The 19234-nt window shown below is 67.7% G+C and carries 15 protein-coding genes and 1 tRNA gene; 4 read left to right on the top strand and 12 right to left on the bottom strand.

The features are described from left to right. Positions 1 to 62: 62 nt before the first annotated feature. From ACW17W_RS07790 to ACW17W_RS07745, 10 genes are all read right to left on the bottom strand, one after another. Positions 63 to 139 (bottom strand) — tRNA-Val (locus ACW17W_RS07790). Between the two features lie 114 nt (positions 140 to 253). Beyond that, on the bottom strand, positions 254 to 2653 hold the full coding sequence (gene lon, locus ACW17W_RS07785) for an endopeptidase La (RefSeq protein ID WP_492080183.1): 2400 nt from the start codon (positions 2651 to 2653) through the stop codon (positions 254 to 256). Positions 2654 to 2963: 310 nt separating this feature from the next. Further along, entirely contained in the window at positions 2964 to 4601 is a 1638-nt protein-coding gene (locus ACW17W_RS07780; protein WP_492080182.1) for a Na+/H+ antiporter, read from the bottom strand. A 4-nt stretch (positions 4602 to 4605) separates the two neighbouring features. Beyond that, a complete protein-coding gene (hflX, locus tag ACW17W_RS07775) occupies positions 4606 to 5925 on the bottom strand; it encodes a GTPase HflX (protein WP_492080181.1) in 1320 nt (439 codons plus the stop codon). 31 nt (positions 5926 to 5956) lie between these two features. Then, positions 5957 to 6202, bottom strand: a complete 246-nt coding sequence (gene hfq / locus ACW17W_RS07770) for an RNA chaperone Hfq (protein ID WP_013269198.1) — start codon at positions 6200 to 6202, stop codon at positions 5957 to 5959. 132 nt (positions 6203 to 6334) lie between these two features. Next, positions 6335 to 7195: a D-amino-acid transaminase gene (locus ACW17W_RS07765; RefSeq protein WP_492080180.1), complete on the bottom strand. Its 861-nt coding sequence runs from the start codon at positions 7193 to 7195 to the stop codon at positions 6335 to 6337. Next, positions 7195 to 8604, bottom strand: a complete 1410-nt coding sequence (gene ntrX / locus ACW17W_RS07760; RefSeq protein ID WP_492080179.1) for a nitrogen assimilation response regulator NtrX — start codon at positions 8602 to 8604, stop codon at positions 7195 to 7197. Before ntrX ends, ACW17W_RS07765 begins: the two co-directional genes overlap by 1 nt. A 9-nt stretch (positions 8605 to 8613) precedes the next feature. After that, entirely contained in the window at positions 8614 to 10890 is a 2277-nt protein-coding gene (locus ACW17W_RS07755) for a sensor histidine kinase NtrY-like (RefSeq protein ID WP_492080178.1), read from the bottom strand. Continuing rightward, positions 10887 to 11942 (bottom strand): tRNA dihydrouridine synthase DusB, encoded by a 1056-nt coding sequence (gene dusB / locus ACW17W_RS07750; RefSeq protein WP_492080177.1) that lies wholly within the window; start codon positions 11940 to 11942, stop codon positions 10887 to 10889. The genes ACW17W_RS07755 and dusB overlap by 4 nt, the downstream gene beginning before the upstream one ends. A 67-nt stretch (positions 11943 to 12009) precedes the next feature. Then, a complete protein-coding gene (locus ACW17W_RS07745) occupies positions 12010 to 12429 on the bottom strand; it encodes an MAPEG family protein (RefSeq protein ID WP_492080176.1) in 420 nt (139 codons plus the stop codon). A 105-nt stretch (positions 12430 to 12534) separates the two neighbouring features. Here ACW17W_RS07745 and ACW17W_RS07740 point away from each other — a divergent pair, with 105 nt between their 5' ends. Further along, positions 12535 to 13689: a bifunctional 2-C-methyl-D-erythritol 4-phosphate cytidylyltransferase/2-C-methyl-D-erythritol 2,4-cyclodiphosphate synthase gene (locus ACW17W_RS07740; RefSeq protein WP_492080175.1), complete on the top strand. Its 1155-nt coding sequence runs from the start codon at positions 12535 to 12537 to the stop codon at positions 13687 to 13689. Between the two features lie 7 nt (positions 13690 to 13696). Here ACW17W_RS07740 and ACW17W_RS07735 read toward each other — a convergent pair whose 3' ends face one another. Beyond that, positions 13697 to 15988 carry a fused MFS/spermidine synthase gene (locus ACW17W_RS07735; RefSeq protein ID WP_492080174.1) on the bottom strand — a complete coding sequence of 764 codons (2292 nt, stop codon included), beginning with the start codon at positions 15986 to 15988 and terminating at the stop codon, positions 13697 to 13699. An 87-nt stretch (positions 15989 to 16075) separates the two neighbouring features. On the opposite strand from ACW17W_RS07735, the gene ACW17W_RS07730 reads away from it, so the two are divergent. Then, positions 16076 to 16567: a CinA family protein gene (locus ACW17W_RS07730; RefSeq protein WP_492080173.1), complete on the top strand. Its 492-nt coding sequence runs from the start codon at positions 16076 to 16078 to the stop codon at positions 16565 to 16567. Beyond that, positions 16564 to 16797 (top strand): sulfurtransferase TusA family protein, encoded by a 234-nt coding sequence (locus ACW17W_RS07725; protein WP_492080172.1) that lies wholly within the window; start codon positions 16564 to 16566, stop codon positions 16795 to 16797. The genes ACW17W_RS07730 and ACW17W_RS07725 overlap by 4 nt, the downstream gene beginning before the upstream one ends. Here ACW17W_RS07725 and ACW17W_RS07720 read toward each other — a convergent pair. After that, positions 16763 to 17713: a YihY/virulence factor BrkB family protein gene (locus ACW17W_RS07720; protein ID WP_492080171.1), complete on the bottom strand. Its 951-nt coding sequence runs from the start codon at positions 17711 to 17713 to the stop codon at positions 16763 to 16765. The genes ACW17W_RS07725 and ACW17W_RS07720 overlap by 35 nt on opposite strands. 194 nt (positions 17714 to 17907) lie before the next feature. Here ACW17W_RS07720 and ACW17W_RS07715 point away from each other — a divergent pair, with 194 nt between their 5' ends. Next, entirely contained in the window at positions 17908 to 19233 is a 1326-nt protein-coding gene (locus ACW17W_RS07715; protein WP_492080170.1) for a diguanylate cyclase domain-containing protein, read from the top strand. Position 19234: the final 1 nt, after the last annotated feature.

The following is a 19234-nucleotide window of genomic DNA, read 5'->3' as shown; positions in this document are numbered from 1 at the left end:
AAACACCGATCAAATCACAAAGGCCGCCGGATCGCTCCGGCGGCCTTTTTTGCGGTCTGGAGTGGTAGGCGGCGACGGGTTCGAACCGCCGACCCTCTCGGTGTAAACGAGATGCTCTGACCAGCTGAGCTAGCCGCCCTCACCACGGAGGCGGGTTTTGCCCTCCCCGGCCCCCGGGTTCAAGTCCCGTGTTCAGATGGCAAACGACAACGACCCGGGATCGCGCCCGGGCCGTCTTCGTTCCGACCGGCCGTCAGTGGCTGACGACGGCCCCCGCATCGCCCGCAGCAGGCGGCGCGGCCGGCGTCAGGGGTTCGGCGACCTCGTCCCATTCGACCGGCGTCAGGGTGCCCGTCAGGGCCCATTTCAGGGCCTCGTCAGCCGTAGAGATGGGCACGATCTCCAGCGCCGACTTCACATTGTCCGGGACGTCGGCCAGGTCCTTCTCGTTCTCCTGCGGGATCAGCACCGTCTTGATGCCGGAGCGCAGGGCCGCCAGCAGCTTCTCCTTCAGGCCGCCGATGGCGGTGACGCGGCCACGCAGGGTGATCTCCCCGGTCATGGCGATGTCCTTGCGTATCGGAATGCCGGTCAGGACCGAGACCATGGCCACCGTCATGGCCACGCCGGCCGAGGGACCGTCCTTGGGCGTGGCGCCATCGGGCACGTGCACGTGGATGTCGGTCTTCTCGAACATCGGAGGCTTGACCCCGATGCTGAGCGCCCTGGCCCGGACATAGGAGGCCGCGGCCGAGATCGACTCCTTCATCACGTCCTTCAGATTGCCGGTGACCGTCATACGGCCGCGCCCCGGCATCTTGATCGCCTCGATGGTCAGGATCTCGCCCCCGAACTCGGTCCAGGCCAGGCCGGTGACGATGCCGACCTGATCCTCCTCCTCGGTCTCCCCGAAGCGGTACTTCTGGACGCCCGCATACTCGGCGAGCTTGGCCGCATCGACGGTGATGGCGGCGACGCCGGTCTTCGACATCTCCCGCACGGCCTTGCGCGCCAGTCCGCTCAGGCCCCTCTCCAGCGAGCGTACGCCGGCTTCGCGGGTATAGTAGCGGATGAGGTCGCGCAGGGTGTCTTCCGGCACCTCCAGCTCACCGGCCTTCAGCCCGTTGTCCGTCTTGACCTTGGGCAGGACGTGGCGTTTTGCGATCTCGACCTTCTCGTCCTCGGTGTAGCCGCTGACCCGGATGATCTCCATCCGGTCCATCAGGGGCTGGGGCATGTTCAGGCTGTTGGCCGTGGTCACGAACATGACGTTCGACAGGTCGTAGTCGACCTCCAGATAGTGGTCGCCGAACGCATTGTTCTGGGCCGGATCCAGCACCTCGAGCAGGGCCGAGGACGGGTCGCCGCGCCAGTCGGCGCCCAGTTTGTCGATCTCGTCCAGCAGGATGAAGGCGTTGGTGGTCTTCACCTTCTTCATCGACTGGATGATCTTGCCCGGCATGGAGCCGATATAGGTCCGGCGGTGGCCGCGGATCTCGGCCTCGTCGCGCATCCCGCCGAGCGACATGCGGACGTATTCACGTCCCGTCGCCTTGGCGATGGATTTGGCCAGAGAAGTCTTGCCGACGCCCGGAGGGCCGACGAGGCAAAGGATCGGGCCCTTGAGGCTGTTGGTGCGCGCCTGCACCGCCAGATACTCGATGATCCGTTCCTTGACCTTCTCGAGGCCGTAGTGATCCTCCTCAAGGATCGATTCGGCCTTGTCGAGATCAATGGGCTTCTGTTTGGTCTTGCCCCAGGGGATCGACAGCAGCCAGTCCAGGTAGTTCCGCACCACGGTCGACTCGGCCGACATCGGGCTCATGTTGCGCAGCTTCTTGACCTCGGCCTCGGCCTTGGTGCGCGCTTCCTTGGACAGGCGCGCCTTACGGATACGCTTCTCCAGGTCCATGATCTCGTCACGGCTGTCGTCGGTCTCGCCCAGCTCGCGCTGGATCGCCTTCATCTGCTCGTTCAGATAGTATTCGCGCTGGGTCTTCTCCATCTGGCGTTTGACGCGCGAACGGATCTTCTTCTCGACCTGAAGCACCGAGATTTCGCCTTCCATCAGGCCGTAGACGGCTTCAAGACGACGCGGCACGTCGATGGTCTCCAGCAAGGCCTGTTTGTCGGCGATCTTGACCGACAGGTGGGCGGCGACGCTGTCGGCCAGTTTCGACGGATCGGTGATCTGGGGAATGGAGCTGAGGGCCTCGGGCGGCACCTTCTTGTTCAGCTTCACATAGTTTTCGAACTGCTCGACCACGGCGCGCAGCATGGCCTCGGACTGGGCCGGCTCGCCGGGCTCATCGTCGATGCCGACGGCCTCGGCCTCGAAATACTCCTCGCGGTCGGTGAAGCGCGTCAGACGCGCCCGGCCCTTGCCCTCGACCAGCACCTTCACGGTCCCGTCAGGCAGTTTCAGCAGTTGCAGGACCGTAGCGAGCACGCCGACCGGATAGATGGCGTCCGGCGTCGGGTCGTCGTCGACGGAGTTTTTCTGGGTGGCGAGCAGGATCTGCTTCTCGCCCTTCATGATCTCGTCCAGCGCGCGCACGGACTTCTCGCGTCCGACGAACAGCGGCACGACCATGTGCGGGAACACCACGATGTCCCTCAGCGGCAACACGGGCAGGGTTTTGGTCTCGGTCATAGGCTCTGGCTCCCGGGCCATTGGAGATCTCCGGCCCGTCGTCCCGCCCGACCCCGCAACATGCAGCGACCCGACAAGACGACCCGTCGATTCCGACGGCGTTCAGGGGAGTATGTGGTCTCGCGGCCTCAGGGTTCAAGCGTGACCGCCAGATGGTCCACATGACTGTGATCCAGTGGTTGGGCGACAGATTGATCTCCGCCAGCCGGAATCAGGGTCCGGATCGGACCGCGATCCGGCATTCTTAAGAAATTCGAGACCGTCGCAGCCTGTGGCGGCAGGGTCTCAGCCTACGGACGATCCGTCAGCCTCAGCTATATCGAAGCTCCTGCAGGTCGATTTCGCGGATCAGCTTCTTGTGCGTGGCCTCGTCAATGCTCCGGTCGCGGGCCAGACGGCCGATTTCCTCCCGCTCCGCAGCCAGTCCGGTGATCCGCAACTGCTGTTCGATCTCGTCCATCTGGCGCACCAGCTCGCCGTCGTCGTCCTCGGCATGGGTGCGGTTCTCGATCCGGCGTCGATAGACCTCCATCAGGCGTGAGGCCACGTCGGAGTAGAGATCCGGATTGGTCTTGCCCTCCGCCATGTCGTGCGAGGCGTTGTCGATGGCCCGCAGGGCGGCGACGGCGGCCGCCACTCTCGACCGGTCCTCCTCCTGCAGATGCGAGGGCTCCGGCGGCAGTTCCACGTTCCTGAGCAGCCTCGGCAGAGCCAGTGTGGCCACGACCAGCGATACGATGATCACCCCGGCCGCCAGGAAGATGGCCAGACTGCGCGACGGCATCGGCGTCCCGTCCGCCAGGACGAACGGCAGCGTCAGGATGCCGGCGAGCGTAATCGCGCCCCGCACCCCCGCCAGCGACATGACCATGACCAGCCGCAGGCCGACCTTCGGCGGCGGCTCGCGGTGGCGGCGGCGATAAAGGGTCAGCTTCAGCGACGTCCAGACCCAGATGAACCGCAGGGCCGCGAGAGCCGCCACGATACCGAAGACATAGACGGCCAGCCACCAGACCTCCGGCCGGCTTGTGCCCCGCACCACCTCGGCGGCCCGCGACAGGATCGACGGCATCTGCTCGCCCAGAATGACGAAGATCATGCCATTGGCGGCGAACTGGACCGTGTCCCAGACCACGGCGCGACGGATCCGGGTCACGGCCAGCGACTGGGTTCGCGCGCCGCCGCGCTCGGTGAAGCTCATGGTCACCCCCGCCGCCACGGCCGCGAGAATGCCCGAGGCGTGCAGCTCTTCCGCCGCCAGATAGGCCGCGAAGGGGGTCAGCAGGCTGATCAGGATATGGGCGCCGACGTCCTCGCCCCATTTGCGATTGGCGATGCCGCGCGCGAGATTGATGCCGAAACTGACGGCCACCCCGACCGCTATGCCGGCGGCCGCCAGCCAGGCAAAGGTCCCGATCGCCGCGCCCATGGAAAAGACGCCGGTGGTCGCCGCGACCACGGCGATCCGCATACAGGTCAGGCCCGTCGCATCATTCAGCAGCGATTCCGCTTCCAGAATGTGCATCAGCCGTTTCGGGATCGGCGCGCGGGCGGCAATGGCCTGAACCGCGATCGGGTCGGTCGGCGACAGGATGGCCGCGAGGGCGAAGGCCACCGCCAGAGGCATCTCGGGGATCATCCACCAGATCAGCAGGCCGAGGCCCACCACCGTGAACAGGACAAGCCCCAGAGCCAGTTCCAGGATCACCGCCCGGTCGCGGAACAGCGCTTCCTTGGGAATGCGCCAGCCGTCGAGGAACAGCAGCGGCGGCAGGAACAACAGGAAGAAGACGTCGGGCTCGAGATCAATCGTATGGCCGGTGATCAGGACGATCAGGGCGCCGAGGCCGATCTGGACCAGCGGCAGGGCGATCCGGGTGGCGCGCGCGACGGCGCCCGAGACCACCACGGCCAGCAGCAGGAACAGGACGGTCTCGATCAGGGCCATGGGATCAGACGAGGATGGCGGTGTCGGGATACAGCCGCTCGAAGCGTCCGAGGGCCTGGGGCGCCAGTCGCACGACCAGTCGGGTCCGCCCGTCAGACTCGGCGGCCCGATCGACGACCCGGCCATGGGCGTAGAGCCAGGCCAGAGCCTCGCCATCCGCCGGCTGAAGCGTCATCCGGACTTCGGGATCGTCGTCGATCAGACCGGCGATGGTCTCGCGCAGGGATTCGATCCCCTCCCCGGTCCAGGCGGACACGGCGACCGCGCGATCCTCGCCCGAACGGCGCAGGACCTGGCCGTCTATAACTTCACGCGCCTCGGCTTCCAGAACATCTATCTTGTTCCAAACTTCCAGAACACGGCGGACCTTGCCCTCCGGCGTCGGGATCTGTTTCAGGACGGTTTCGACATCCTTGGCCTGGGCCGCGCTATCGGCCGAGGCGATGTCGCGGACATGCAGGATCAGGTCGGCCTCGCCCACCTCTTCCAGGGTCGCCCGGAAGCTCTCGACCAGTTCGTGCGGCAGGTCAGAGATGAATCCGACGGTATCGGCGACGATCGCCGGCCGGCCCTGGGGCAGGCGGATGGTGCGCTGGGTGGTGTCGAGGGTGGCGAACAGCAGATCCTTGGCCACCACGTCCGAGCCGGTCAGCCGGTTGAACAGGGTCGACTTGCCGGCGTTGGTGTAGCCGACCAGGGCGATGGTCGGGAACGGCGCCTTCTGGCGCTGTTTGCGGTGCAGGCCCCGCGTCCGGCGCACCTCTTCCAGCTCGACCTTCAGCCGCACGATCCGGTCGGCGATCAGGCGCCGGTCCAGTTCGATCTGGGTCTCGCCGGGGCCGCCGGTCGAGCCGGTGCCGCCGCGCTGCCGCTCCAGGTGGGTCCAGGTCCGCACCAGTCGCGACTTCTCATAGTCCAGCCGGGCCAGTTCGACCTGCAGCCGGCCCTCCCTGGTCCGCGCACGCCGGCCGAAAATTTCGAGGATCAGGCCGGTGCGGTCGATGACCTTGCAGTCCCATTCCTTTTCCAGATTGCGCTGCTGGACGGGGGTCAGCTGGTCGTCGATGACGACGGCCTCGGCCTCGGCCGCCCGCACCAGGGCCGCCAGTTCCTCCACCTTGCCCGAGCCGAACAGGGTGGCGGGCGTGGTCTTGCGCAGGCGCACGACCTCTGACGCGCGCACGTCAAGGTCCAGCGCGCGGGCCAGACCCACGGCCTCTTCCAGCCGCTCGTTGGCATCGCGATCGCTTTCGCTACGCCCGTCCGGGTGAATAACGATAGCCCGGATCAGCGGAACGGCGTGATCAATCAGTTTTGAAGTCAATGGGTCCCTTTGGGTCGGACCGGCGCGACGCTCAGTCCTCGTCGGCCTCCGGCTCGTACAGCTGTACGGGCGCCGAAGGCATGATGGTGGAGATGGCGTGCTTGTAGACCAGTTGCGACTGGCCGTCGCGGCGCAACAGCACACAGAAGTTGTCGAACCAGGTCACAATGCCCTGCAGCTTGACGCCGTTCACCAGAAAGATGGTCAGCGGGGTCTTGGTCTTGCGGACGCTGTTGAGGAAGGTGTCCTGAAGGTTCTGACGCTTGTCTTGCGACATGGCAGGTTTGTCCTGTTCTTTGTTGTTTCGCTGCGACGAAGGGGAGCGCCGCAGGGCCGGGTTGAGCCCCGACGCCTCATCTTAGACGCCAGTCTCGCCGCGCCGCAACCGTAGCCTTGGCCGTGGCCGTCGCTAAATGGCGTCGCGTCCGGCCTGTTCCAGATAGGCGGCGCGCAGACGGGTCGCCAGCGGACCGGGCTTGCCGTCGCCAATCTTTGCGCCATCCAGCGAGACCAGCGGCATCACAAAGGTGCTGGCGGCGGTCACGAACAGCTCTCTCGCCTTTTTCGCCTCGTCGACCGAGAACGGACGCTCGTCCAGTTCCAGGCCCTCGGCGGCGATGATTTCCAGCAATCTGGTGCGCGTCACGCCGCGCAGGATGTTGGCCTGGGTGTCGCGCGTTCTCAGCTTGCCGTTCTCGTCGACGATCCAGGCATTGGTCGAGGAGCCCTCGGTGATCAGCCCCATCTCGTCGACCAGCAGGCATTCATAGGCCCCCCGCTCGCGCGCGGCCTGCTTGGCCAGGACATTGGCCAGCAGACCCACGGTCTTGATATCGCAGCGTCCCCAGCGGATGTCCGGCTGGGTCACGCCGGCGGCGCCCTTTGCCGCCAATGCCTCGCCCTTCGCCGTATCGACGGTCTTCGCCGTGATCACCACGCTTGGCGCGACGTCCCGGGGGAAGGCATGATCGCGAGGGGCGGTGCCGCGCGTCACCTGCAGATAGACGATGCCATTGCGGACGCGATTGCGCCGCACGGTTTCGTCCAGCACCTGTTTCAACGCCGCCGAGCTCATGGGGATGGCGATCTTCAGCTCGTTCAGACTGCGGTGCAGCCGCGTCATATGGCCGTCGAAATCCGCCAGCCGTCCGTCGAACACGCCCCAGACTTCATAGACCCCGTCGGCGAACTGAAACCCCCGGTCCTCGATGTGGACCACGGCCTGACCGTGCGCCTGATAGGCTCCGTTGACGTAGGCGACGCGTGACATCAGTCCAGACTTCCCTCTTCGTCGTCCCCGCCCCTCGACGGCGACACGCCCAGCGACTTCAGCTTCCTGTGCAGGGCCGACCGTTCCATGCCGATAAAGGCGGCGGTGCGCGAGATATTTCCGCCAAATCGCATGATTTGCGCCGCCAGATATTCCCGCTCGAACACCTCGCGGGCCTCGCGCAGCGGCAGGGCGATGATCCGCTCGGCGCCGAGGGCGGATCCCGTCCCGGACGAGGCCACCTCCTGCGGCAGCATCTCGGCCGTGATCGGCTCGGTCGGATCGCCGGTGGCGAGGATCAGCAGCCGTTCGACATTGTTGCGCAGCTGGCGGACATTGCCCGGCCAGGGGTGGACCTGCAGCACGGCGATGGCGTCCTCGCCGATACGGCGGCGTTGCAGACCCTGGGATGTCGCGAGAATGTCGATGAAATACTCGACCAGCTCGCCGATATCCTCGCGCCGCTCGGCCAGGGCCGGGACCCGGATCGGCACGACGTTCAGCCGGTGGAACAGATCCTCGCGGAACCGTCCGTCGACAATCTCGGCCTTGAGGTCCTTGGAGGTGGAGGTCACCACCCGCACATCGACCTGGACATCCTGTTCCCCGCCGACGCGGCGGAACCGCTGCTCGACCAGAACGCGCAGCACACGGCTCTGGCTCTCGCGCGGCATGTCGGAAATGTCGTCAATATAGAGGGTCCCGCCGTGGGCGCGCTCGAACAGACCGATCTTGCGCGGTCGGCCATCGTGGCCTTCCTCGCCGAACAGTTCCGAATCCAGCCGCTCCGGCGTCATGCCCGCCGCCGAGATGGCGACGAACTCGGCCCGGGCGCGCGGGCTGGCGTCGTGGATCTGACGCGCGACCAGTTCCTTGCCGGAACCCGGCGGACCGGAGATCAGCACCCGGCTGTTGGCCGGCGCCACCTTGGCGATGGTGGTGCGCAGAACCTGGGCCGCCGCCGACCGCCCGATCAGGCCCGTCGGCGTCATGGTCTGGGCGCGCAGGCGGCGGTTCTCGCGTTTCAGCGTCGCCGCCTCCAGCGCCCGCTCGACCACGACCACCAGACGGTCGGACTTGAACGGCTTCTCGATGAAGTCATAGGCGCCGCGTTTCAGGGCGCTGACCGCCGTCTCGATATTGCCGTGGCCGGACATCATGACGACCGGCAGGTCGGCATCCAGCTCCTTGACCATGTCGAGCATCTCCAGCCCGTCCATGCCGCCGCCCTGCATCCAGATGTCGAGGACGATCAGGGAAGGCTTGCGCGCGCGGATGCCCGCCAGAGCCTCTTCGGAGTTGGAGGCCACGCGGACCGCGTGGCCCTCGTCCTCCAGAAGGCCGGACACCAGTTCGCGGATGTCCGCCTCGTCGTCCACGACCAGAATATCGGCGCCGGTGGAACGCATGGGTCCTCGCTATTCGGCCGCCGCGACGGACGCCTGGGCGTCCGCCGTCGATACGGCATGGGGGTTGAGGGGGAAGATCAGGCAGACGCGGGCGCCGGTCAGGGTCTCGGCGTCGGCCAGTTTCAGTTCGCCTCCGTGGTCCTCACAGATGCGTTTGACGATGGCGAGGCCCAGGCCCGTGCCCTTTTCCCGGGTCGTGACATAGGGCTCGGTCAGGCGGTCGCGGTCGCGGTCGGGCAGGCCCTTGCCGTCGTCCTCGATGATAAAGACCAGGCGCTGCTGGGCGTCGATCTCCAGCCGGGCGATGATGCCGATGACCTCTTCATCCACCGGCGTCGTGACCCGGCGCGCCGCGACGGCTTCTCCGGCGTTCTTGAGGATATTGGCCAGGGCCTGACCGACCATCCGGCCGTCGGCGTTCAGGATGACCTGTGGCAGCGGCTCGACCAGATCAACGGCGATGTCGGGCGCCGCCACCCTCTGGGCGAAGACGGCCTGGCGCAGCAGTTCGGCCGGATCCTCTGGCGCGAACCGCGGCGCCGGCATCCGGGCGAAGGATGAAAATTCGTCGACCATCCGGCCGATGTCGCCAACCTGCCGGATGATCGTGTCGGTGCAGCGATCGAACACCTCCACATCCTCGCCGATCCGGGCGCGATATTTGCGCCGTAGCCGCTCGGCCGACAGCTGGATCGGCGTCAGCGGGTTCTTGATCTCATGGGCGATGCGGCGGGCGACGTCGCGCCAGGCGGCGTTTCTCTGGGCCGTCACCAGCCGGGTGATATCGTCAAAGGTCAGGACCATCTCCCCGCCCTGCCCGCCCTCGATACGGACGCGCAGCCGTCGCGTGTCGCCCTCGCGGCTGACGTCGATGTCTTCCTCGATATGAGCCTCGACCCGGCCGACCAGTTCGCTCAGTTCCGGGGCGATCTCGGCCAAGGGCTGGCCGCGCACCTGATCCTCGGTGATCGACAAAAGCTGCAGGGCGCTGTCGTTGATGGCAGAGATCCGCCCACGCCGGTCCAGGCCGATGACGCCGGCGCTGACGCCGGACAGGACGGTCTCAATGAACCGGCTGCGGTCCTGCGCCTCGTCACTGGCGGCTTTCAGCGCCGCCTGCTGGGCCTGCAAATCGCCGGTCATGCGATTGAAGGCGTCCGACAGATCCGCGATCTCTCCCGGACTCCCGTCGCTTTCGACCCGGGCGGTCAGGTCGCCGGCCGCCACCTGATCGGCCGCCTTGACCAGACGCCCGATGGGCGCGGAAATCGCGCTGGCCGCCGACATGCCCAGCCAGACCGCCCCGACCAGGACCAGCAGGGCCGTCTCCAGATAGCTGAGCGCAAACGCCGCCTGGATGCGGGCGCGACTCTCCTCGGCCTCGCGATAGCGCTGGATGGACTCAACCCCCGTCCTCATCCGCTCCACCAGCCCGGGGGCCAGGGGCCGAACGACATACAGCCAGGCATCCCCATAATCGGGCAGCGGATAGACGACACGGATCACATCCGGGTTCTCCGTGACCTCGACCGGGGCGTCTTCGCCGGCCTCTGTCTGGAAGGCCGAGGTCGGGGGGGCGACATAGGGCGGCGCACCCGGCAAAACGCCCTGGGCCAGGACCCGGCCTTCGCTGTCCAGAATATAGACGGCAGGATAGCCGAAGAAGTCGGCGATCTGGGTCAGCGCCCCCGAAAACTGGATACGGTTGTCGAACATCGACTGGACGCCGCCCAGTTCATTGGCCATGGCGCCGAGGTCGCGCTCCATGGTGGAGCTGACGTCGTCGACATAGGCCTTGCCGACAAGGGCTCCGTTCTTGACGGAGGTCTGGACGTTCTCGCTGAACCACTGGTCCACGCCGCGGTTGACCAGGACCCCGAACACGAGGGCGATCAGAATGGCGGGGGCCACGGCTACGAGAGAGAAGAGCGCCACAAACCTGAGATGCAGCCGCGCTCCGGGATCGGTCTTTCGCCCTCGCGCCAGCCGCATGACCTGGGCGCCGATCACCAGGGCCAGGGCGCCGATCAGGATCAGATTGGCCAGCAGGATGTAGAGCACCGCCTGACCGGCCACCGCGCGCGCGCCGCCATCCTCCGGGCCTGCACCGGGCGCCACCGCCACCAGCCAGATGGCGGCCGCCGTCACCAGCACCGCCAGGCCATAGGCAGCCGCGAACAGGGCCCGGGCCCGGCCGGTCGCAAAGCGCATCCACAGGGGCTCGTCTCCCGCCGTCGCGGGGGACGGCGGCCCGACGTCAGACCTCACTGCGACTGTGTCTGTCATGCAGCAGTAGTGTCCACCACCTGTGGCGAAAACTCAACAGCCTTGACTCGACCCTTGCCGCCGGGCTCGGCCCACAGATCGCGCAGATCGCGCTCGACCTGAGCCGGATCGTCCAGTCGACACATCGCCGCCCGCGCCGCCCGGCGCGCATCTGCACAGTCCGGCCATGGCGCCTGTTCGATGTACCAGCCCAGATGTTTGCGGAACATCCTGAGCCCGAGGGGCAGACCATAGAAGGCGATGGACGCCCGCAGGTGATCAATGACGATGGCGGTCCGTTCGACCCGTTCCGGCTCGACCAGACGGGCGCCGTCGACCAGGGCCCGGTCCAGATGCGCCGCCAGCCAGGGCCGGCCATAGACGCCGCGCCCCAGCATCAGGGCGTCCGCTCCGGACTGGTCCAGCGCCTCGCGGGCGTCCTCGGCGGTGATGATGTCGCCATTGACGATCACCGGGATCGACAGGGCGGCCTTGACCTGCCCTACGGCGGCCCAATCGGCGGACCCCGTATAGAACTGCTGGCGGGTCCGGCCGTGGACCGTCACTGCGGCCAGGCCCAGATCCTCGGCCATCCGGGCGATGTCGACGGCGTTGCGGGTCGCCTGATCCCATCCCAGCCGCATCTTGACCGTCACCGGCCGGCTCACGGCCGCGACCGTCGCCGCCATGATCCGGGCCGCGAGCTCGGGCGTCCGCATCAGGGCCGAGCCGGAGGCCGATCCCGTGACCTCCTTGGCCGGGCAACCGAAATTCAGGTCGATGATGTCGGCGCCGGCGCGTTCGGCCATCCGCGCGCCCTCGGCCATGGCCTCCGGGTCGCGCCCGACCAGCTGGATCACCGTCAGGGGCAGGCCTTCGCCCACGGCCGCGCGACGCACCACGTCCGGCCGGCCGCGCGCCAGTTCCGCAGAGGCCACCATTTCCGTCGCCACATAGGCGGCGCCCAGCCGCGAGGCGACCTGCCGGAACGGCAGGTCCGTGATTCCCGTCATCGGCGCCATCAGCACCTGACCGGCGACCTCGACATCGCCAATGCGCAGCGTCCGTTTCATCGGCAGGCGAATAGGCCCTCCCGCCGACGGGGTCTATCCGTGCGGCGATGAACGGAAGCCGGAACGGTCAGAACACCGCGATCGCCGCCAGCACCGCCAGGGCCATCAGACACAGGCTGCTGGCGACGAACAGGGCGAACCGCACGAGGATGAGATTGATCAGCGCCTGCACCAGGCTGTGTACGATCCGCAGCCCGACATAGGCCCATGCGATCCAGACGCCTGGTCCCTCGCCCGCCCCGGCCAGGGCCAGCGCCAGGGCCAGGGCATAGAAGATCGTCGGCTGCTCCATCAGATGATTGTAGTTGTCGGCCTTCCACCGCACCCGGGCCGGCAGGGTCGACATCAGGACGGACGGCGGGATGGTGGGATCCAGCTTCGTCCTGCCCTTGATCATGGCCGGTATGCGTGTGGCGTACATCCACACCCACATCACCAGTGACCATCCGGCCAGCGCCACCACGGGCGCCAGGATATCGGTATTCATTGCTGTCCCTCCCGCCTTTCAGCAAGCTTGAGCGTGATCCAGCGGGTCGTCAAATCCTGACCCCTGCCCCTCGTCATGCGGCGATGCGCCGACTAGAAGCGGCGAATGAGCTTTTCCGCCGTCATCGTCGCCGCCGGGTCCGGAACCCGGGCGGGGGGCGCCAAACAGTGGCGTCTGCTGGGCGGCAGGCCGGTCGCCCGATGGTCGCTGGAGGCCTTTCTCGCGGCCGGGGCCGACGATGTCGTCGTCGTCATCGCCGAGGGCCAGGGCCCGGACGCCGCCGCAGCCTTCGCCGGGCTGAGCGGCTGGCGGACGGTGACTGGCGGGGCCGACCGTGCGGCCTCGACGCGAGCCGGGCTGGCGGCATTGTCGGGCGATGACGCTGCGCCCGTTCTGATCCACGATGCGGCGCGCCCCCTGCTGACCCCAGACCATATCCGGCGCCTGCTGGGAGCGTTGCAGGATGCAGACGGCGCCATCCTCGCCCTGCCCGTGGCCGACAGCCTGCGGCGCGGCGACGACGGATGGATCTCGGGCGCCGTGGACCGCAACGACCTCTGGCGGGCCCAGACTCCCCAGGCTTTCCGCCTCGGGCGCCTGCGCGCCGCCTTCTCTGCGCTTTCGCCGGGGGACAGCGCCACCGACGAGGCGGAGGTTGTCACCCGCAATGGCGGCCGGGTGGCGCTCGTCCCCGGCGATGCGCGGCTGATGAAACTGACTTTTCCGGAGGATTTCCAGATGGCCGAAGCCCTGCTGGCGGCGGATCGCGCGCGGCCGATGCGCACCCGCGTGGGGTCAGGCTTCGACGTCCACCGCTGGGGTCCGGGGTCCTCGGTCTGGCTTTGCGGCGTCGAGATTGCCCATGACCAGACCCTGATCGGCCATTCCGACGCCGACGCCGGCCTGCATGCCCTGACCGACGCCATCCTCGGCGCCCTGGGCGAAGGCGACATCGGCGATCACTTCCCGCCGGATGATCCGCAATGGAAGGGCGCGGCCTCGGACCGGTTTCTGGTCCATGCGGCCGATCTGGTGAAGGCGCGCGGCGGCGAGATCGTCCATGTCGACGTCACCCTGATCTGCGAGCGTCCGAAGGTGAAGCCGCACCGTCAGGCGATGCGCGAACGGCTGGCGGAGTTGCTGTCCCTGCCGCTCGACGCGGTCAGCGTGAAGGCCACCACCACCGAAACGCTCGGCTTCACCGGTCGCGGCGAGGGTCTGGCGGCCCAGGCCGTGGCGACAATCGAGTCGCCCCGCTGAGCCTTCGCTACCGCGTCATATGCCGCCAGACGGAGCCGAACAGATTGACGTAGTCGTCAGTCCAGGGCCGCACGTCGGCGCCTTCCCCCGCGTTCCAGCGCGGATCCTCCCGGAACCCGGCCAGACCCGCTTCGGTCGGCGACAGGATGATCGCCTCTGTCGAGGCCTCGGCCATGTCCGGCGCATCCGCGCTCTCGGCATAGATCTGATGCAGGAAGGGCGCCTTCAACGCGCGGGCCGCCGCCTCGGCCGGGCCCGTGATATCGAGGTTGCGGTTCGACAGGTGAAGGATCACCACCCCGTCGGGCTTCAGCAGTTTCAGATATTCGGCAATGGCCTCCCGCGTCAGCAGGTGGGTCGGCACGGCGTCGGAAGAAAAGGCGTCGATCAGCAGCAGGTCATAGGTTCCCGCGGGCTCACGGCGCAGCGTCAGCCGGGCGTCGCCCAGCACGGTCCGGATCGGGCCTGAAGCGCAACCGTTGATGAAGGTGAACCATTCCGGATCCCGTGACAGCCGGTCGACCATCGGGTCGATCTCGAAGAAGGTCATCCCGTCACCGGGTCGCTTGTAGCCGGCCATGGCGCCGGACCCCTGCCCCACCACGCCGATCTTGACGCCGGGTGCGCGACGCTGGACCGTCTGGGTCGCCTGGCCAATCGGCGTGGACGGCGCATAGTAGAGCGTCGGCATGCAGGCGAAGCGCGGGTCCCTCGCCTGGGCGCCATGCAGGGTCGTGCCATGCATCAGCACATGGACCGTGCCGCCCAGCCGCTCATCCTGCGTCGGCGACACCTTCATCACGCCAAAGAAGCTGCGCTCGGTGAGCGCCGCATCATAGCCGCGCGCGATGTAGTGTCCCGAAAGGCTGATCGCCGCCAGCACGGCGGCGAACATCCGGGGCCTGTCGCGCAACAGGAAGGCCAGGACAGCGACCCCGCCCAGCACCAGCACCGTCAACTGCTCCATCCGCAGCGGGAAAAGCCGGTTGAAGGACCAGGCCAGATCCCAGTTCGCCTGGAATGCCGCCGACAGGACCGGGGGCGAGCCGGCGAGCAGCAGGGCCCCCACCATCAGGATGACATCCCGTTTGCCGATCTCGCCCCGGACGGCCGGCCGGAACAGGGCGGCCAGAACCATCACCAGCGGATATTCCCAGACTCCCTTGAAGATCACCGGCGCCAGCAGGGCCGTGAACGCCCCGCCGACGACGCCGCCGAGCGACATCAGAAGATAGAATTCCGTCAGCCGGTCCGGCGCGGGCCGGCGTCCCGCCATCAGCTGGTGGCACATCAGGGTCGTGGTGAAGAAGGCCGCCAGATGGATGCCGAACATCATCGCCCAGCTGCCGGTGCGGAACGGCGTCATGACCACGCAGATGGCGACCAGGGCGGCCTGCAACGACAGGGTCAGCGACAGCGGTATGGCCGGTCGGGCCTGGAAGGCGATGACGAAGGTCAGCAGATACAGGGCCAGAGGCACGACCCAGAGAAAGGGCGCTGACGCGACGTCCGTCGACAGATGCGCCGTCACCCCCAGCATCAGGCTGGACGGGGCTGCGGCCAGAAGTACGAACAGGCCCTTCTCGCGCCACGGGATCGACAGACTGCGCGGAAGCGGCTTCATCTCGACGACGGTCGCGGCATTCTCACGCCGGCTCCAGACCACCAGGGCCAGCAGGACGATCATGGCCATGAAGGCCGCATACCCCCCGCTCCAGCCCCAGCGCTGGCCCGACAGGGACGCCAGCGGCTCGATCAGCAGTGGATAGGCCAGAAGGGCGAGGAAACTGCCCAGATTGGACGCGGCATAGAGGACATAGGGGTTCTGGCCGTCGGGCTTGCCGACCCGGACCCGGGCGTACCAGGCCTGCAGAAGGGGCGCGGTCGCCGACAGGACGGCGAACGGGGCGCCGACCGACAGGGTCAGGGTGGCCAGCAGCCAGCCCGCCGGGGCCGCCGGATCAGGGTCGCCCAGCAGACCGCTGATCTTCAGCGGCAGGAACAGGGCCGCCACCGCCAGAAGGGCCAGATGCACCCCGACCTGGGCCCGGATGGACGTCAGCCTCTGCAGTCCGTGGGCATAGGCGTAGCCGGCCAGCAGGGCCGTCTGGAAAAAGACCATCGAGGTGTTCCACACCGACGGCGACCCGCCCAGCATCGGCAGCACCAGCTTGGCGACCATCGGCTGGACCACAAACACCAGGGCGGCGGAGGTGAAGATGGCGACCGCAAACAACAGCGGCGCGGCGTCCCGCTGCAGAACCGGCGCAGAGGCGGGCGGCAGGGTCGAATCGGTCATGCGGGGCCTCGCGCTGCAGGCGCATGGTCGACAGGACCGATGCGGCCCGCCACCCTATCCCGACTCGGACCGCGTTCGGATAGACCCATGTTTCCAGAAGACATCCAGACCCTGGCCCAGGCCGTTGTGAGCGCCGCCGCCCGACAGGGCGTCCGGCTGGCGACGGCCGAAAGCTGCACGGGCGGCCTGGTCGCCGGCGCCCTGACCGCCGTCCCGGGTTCGTCCGCCGTGCTGGAGTGCGGCTTCGTCACCTACAGCAATGCCGCCAAGACGGCCCTGATCGGCGTCCCCGCCGCCCTGATTGTCGACCATGGCGCCGTATCCGAACCGGTGGCGCGGGCCATGGCCGAGGGCGCCGTCGCCCGGTCCGACGCCGGGCTCGCGGTCTCGATCACCGGCGTTGCGGGTCCGGGCGGAGGTTCGAGGGACAAGCCGGTCGGCCTCGTCCATTTCGCCGCAAGCGACGCTGAAGGAACCGCCCACGTCGAGCACCGGTTCGGCGATCAGGGTCGCGAGGGCGTGCGCCTGGCCTCGGTGCGCGTGGCCCTGGGTCTGTTGCTCGGGCGGCTGGGCGGATGATTGTCGTCGATGCGCGCGGGCACCGCTGCCCTGTGCCGTCTCTCAAGCTCCGACGCGCGCTGCAGGGCGCGGGTCCGGGGAGCCGGGCGACCTTGCTGGCGACCGACCCGATGGCCCGGATCGATGTGCCGTTCCTGATGACCGGTCTGAACGGCCGTATGGTGGAGATGCACGAGGCGGACGGGGTCCTGACGTTTATCGTCGAGACCGCCGCCGCTCCGACAGATTGACGACAGAGGTATCCGGCGACGGGAGAAGATCGGGCGGAGTCGCCCTGCGGTCCCGGTCGACGATCTCCATTTCAGTCGCAAAAGCGCCGCCATAGAAGATGGCGTTGATGTTCCATGACAACCAGATCAGCAGGACCACCACCGCCCCGACCGATCCGTATGTCGCGCCGAGAGAGGCGATCTGCTCCACATAGACGGCGCAGAGCCACGACGAGATCATCGACATCACCGTCGCCACCAGACCGCCGGTGACGGCAGGCCCCCAGGCCACCCGGGTCCGGTGAGACATGGCATAGCGATAGAGCAGCGTCAGTCCGACCGCGAGACCCAGAGCCGGCCAGAGGGCGTCGAACGGCATCAGGTCCAGGTCGGATCCGGCCCGTGCCGCCGCCGTGCGCTCCAGCAGCCGCGAGGTCACCACAGCGCCCGACACCACGGTGAAAAGGGCGAAGGCGAACAGGGCGACGAAGAAGGCCAGCAGATTGAATTTGACGAAGCCATGGGGGGCGGAATCGTCATGAATCAGATTGAGACCCGCCAGCAACGCCTTGAATCCCCTGTGAGCGGCATAGGCGCCGATGAACAGGGCAAACAGGCTCTGGGCGGAAACCGTGCGGGCGCCGACATTGGACAGACGCTCGATCTCGGCCTTGAATATCGCCTGGGCTGCATGCGGCAGAAGGTCCGCCAGGGCGGCGGCCTGTTCGCCGACCTGTCCAATCGACAGAACCGCCTTGTAGGCGCCGATCAGGATGGCGATGGCCGGAAACACCGCCAGCAGGGCGAAGAAGGACACGCCGCCCGTATAGAGCATGACATCCCGCCCCCAGCTCCGGCTGAAGGCGCGGATGGCCAGACGTCCCCAATCCAGGGGCGACCAGCCATAGCCGGCGGATGGATTGGATACTGAACTCAAAAACGGTCCCCGCCGCAGCCTCGATAGGGGACTCTAGCGCAAAACGGGCGCGTGGGAACCCGTCGGAGCCGTTCAACAAACCCGGGATAGCGCCGCTTGTCCCGTTGCTTAGTTCACGGCGAGGTCGCTATGGTCCCCCTGCTCCGACCGGAGGCCGTGGGGCCGGGGATTCGTCGGCAGGGAGTCTTTCGCCTTTGGGCTTCAATCCTCGCCTCGTCGTTGTCGCCGAAACGGATGACCGGATCGAGCCGCTTTGCAGCGGCCTCGATGCGCTCGGCTGGCGCACGATCACCGCCCGCACGGCCGCTGCCGCCACGGCTGTCCTCAAGGACTTCGCCATCGAGGCGGCCGTCATTGACGCCGGCCATTCCGACTATGCCGGTCTGGCGCGCGCGCTGAGGCGCGCCGCCGGACAACGTCGCCTGGCCATCGTCGCCATCGGCGGCAATCCGGAGCAGGCGGATCCGGACGTCGATCTGGTCATGTCCGGCGTCCCCCACCCCTCCCAGCTGGCGCTCCGGGCCGAGCAACTGGTCCGCGCGGCCATCGCCGAGGAAGAATTCGAGCTCCGTCGCACGACCCTGACGCGACATGGCGCCGCCCTGACTCTCGAGCCCGCGGATCCGTCGCCCTTGCGCATCCTTGTGGCCGGTGGCGCCGATCCACGCTTCCTCGCCCTCTCCAACGCCCTGACGGCGGCGGGCGCCGAGGTGGTGGCCGCACCGACGCCCTATACGGCGTTCGACTATCTGCACGAGGCGGCCTTCGACGGGGCGGTTCTATGGGGGGCGCCTGACCATGCCCCGGCGCTGTCGATCGCCTCCGGGATGAAGCGCAACACGCGGCTTTATCACATTCCCCTGACCCTCTATCTGCGCGACGCGGGCGAGATCAATCTGTCGGACCTGTTCAACCGGGGTTTCGCCGATGTCGCCGCCGCCGACACCTCCGAGCCGGAAACCGCCGCGCGCGTCATTGCCCTGGCGGCCGCCCACCGTCGCCTGGTCACCATCCGCAAGGCCCTGGAGAGCGCCCGCGGCTCCAGCCTGATGGATCCGTCGACCGGCCTGTTTACGCGCGATCTGTTCGCCGTCCATCTCGGGCGGCTGGCCGAGGCCGCGACCACACGGCGACGGGCCCTTTCAGTGTGCGTCCTGCGCGTCTCGGACGGGCCCGACCTGGCGCATGCCCGGGCCGGCGGCTGGCTGGACCGGGCGATGCCGCAGATCGGCGCCATGGTCTCACGCCTCGTCCGGGTCGAGGACACCGCCGCGCGGCTCGCGCCGGAGGTGTTCGCCCTCGCCCTGCCGGCCACCAATGGGGCCGCCGCCCGGCTGACGGCCGAACGGATCGGCGCGGTCGTGGCCTGCACCGCCTTCGACGCCGGTCCGGACCGTTCGCCCTTCGTCGTCGAGTTCGACATCGGCGCCGCCGAGGTCAGTCCGGGCGAAAACCCCGCCTCGGTGCTGGAGCGGGCCTCGGCGGACCTGATCGCGCGCAAGAGCGTTCGCACGCCCTGAG

The organism is Brevundimonas sp. FV1ye29L (assembly GCF_058681095.1).
Note: the sequence above shows the minus strand (reverse complement) of the source record. Positions and strands in the feature narration are given on the sequence as shown.

Bases quoted from the DNA above. Each gene is read 5' to 3' on its own strand.
- lon (WP_492080183.1), bottom strand. From the start codon at position 2,653: ATGACCGAGACCAAAACCCTGCCCGTGTTGCCGCTGAGGGACATCGTG.
- ACW17W_RS07780 (WP_492080182.1), bottom strand. From the start codon at position 4,601: ATGGCCCTGATCGAGACCGTCCTGTTCCTGCTGCTGGCCGTGGTGGTC.
- hfq (WP_013269198.1), bottom strand. From the start codon at position 6,202: ATGTCGCAAGACAAGCGTCAGAACCTTCAGGACACCTTCCTCAACAGC.
- ACW17W_RS07765 (WP_492080180.1), bottom strand. From the start codon at position 7,195: ATGTCACGCGTCGCCTACGTCAACGGAGCCTATCAGGCGCACGGTCAG.
- ntrX (WP_492080179.1), bottom strand. From the start codon at position 8,604: ATGCGTTCCACCGGCGCCGATATTCTGGTCGTGGACGACGAGGCGGAC.
- ACW17W_RS07755 (WP_492080178.1), bottom strand. From the start codon at position 10,890: ATGACAGACACAGTCGCAGTGAGGTCTGACGTCGGGCCGCCGTCCCCC.
- dusB (WP_492080177.1), bottom strand. From the start codon at position 11,942: ATGAAACGGACGCTGCGCATTGGCGATGTCGAGGTCGCCGGTCAGGTG.
- ACW17W_RS07745 (WP_492080176.1), bottom strand. From the start codon at position 12,429: ATGAATACCGATATCCTGGCGCCCGTGGTGGCGCTGGCCGGATGGTCA.
- ACW17W_RS07740 (WP_492080175.1), top strand. From the start codon at position 12,535: ATGAGCTTTTCCGCCGTCATCGTCGCCGCCGGGTCCGGAACCCGGGCG.
- ACW17W_RS07735 (WP_492080174.1), bottom strand. From the start codon at position 15,988: ATGACCGATTCGACCCTGCCGCCCGCCTCTGCGCCGGTTCTGCAGCGG.
- ACW17W_RS07730 (WP_492080173.1), top strand. From the start codon at position 16,076: ATGTTTCCAGAAGACATCCAGACCCTGGCCCAGGCCGTTGTGAGCGCC.
- ACW17W_RS07725 (WP_492080172.1), top strand. From the start codon at position 16,564: ATGATTGTCGTCGATGCGCGCGGGCACCGCTGCCCTGTGCCGTCTCTC.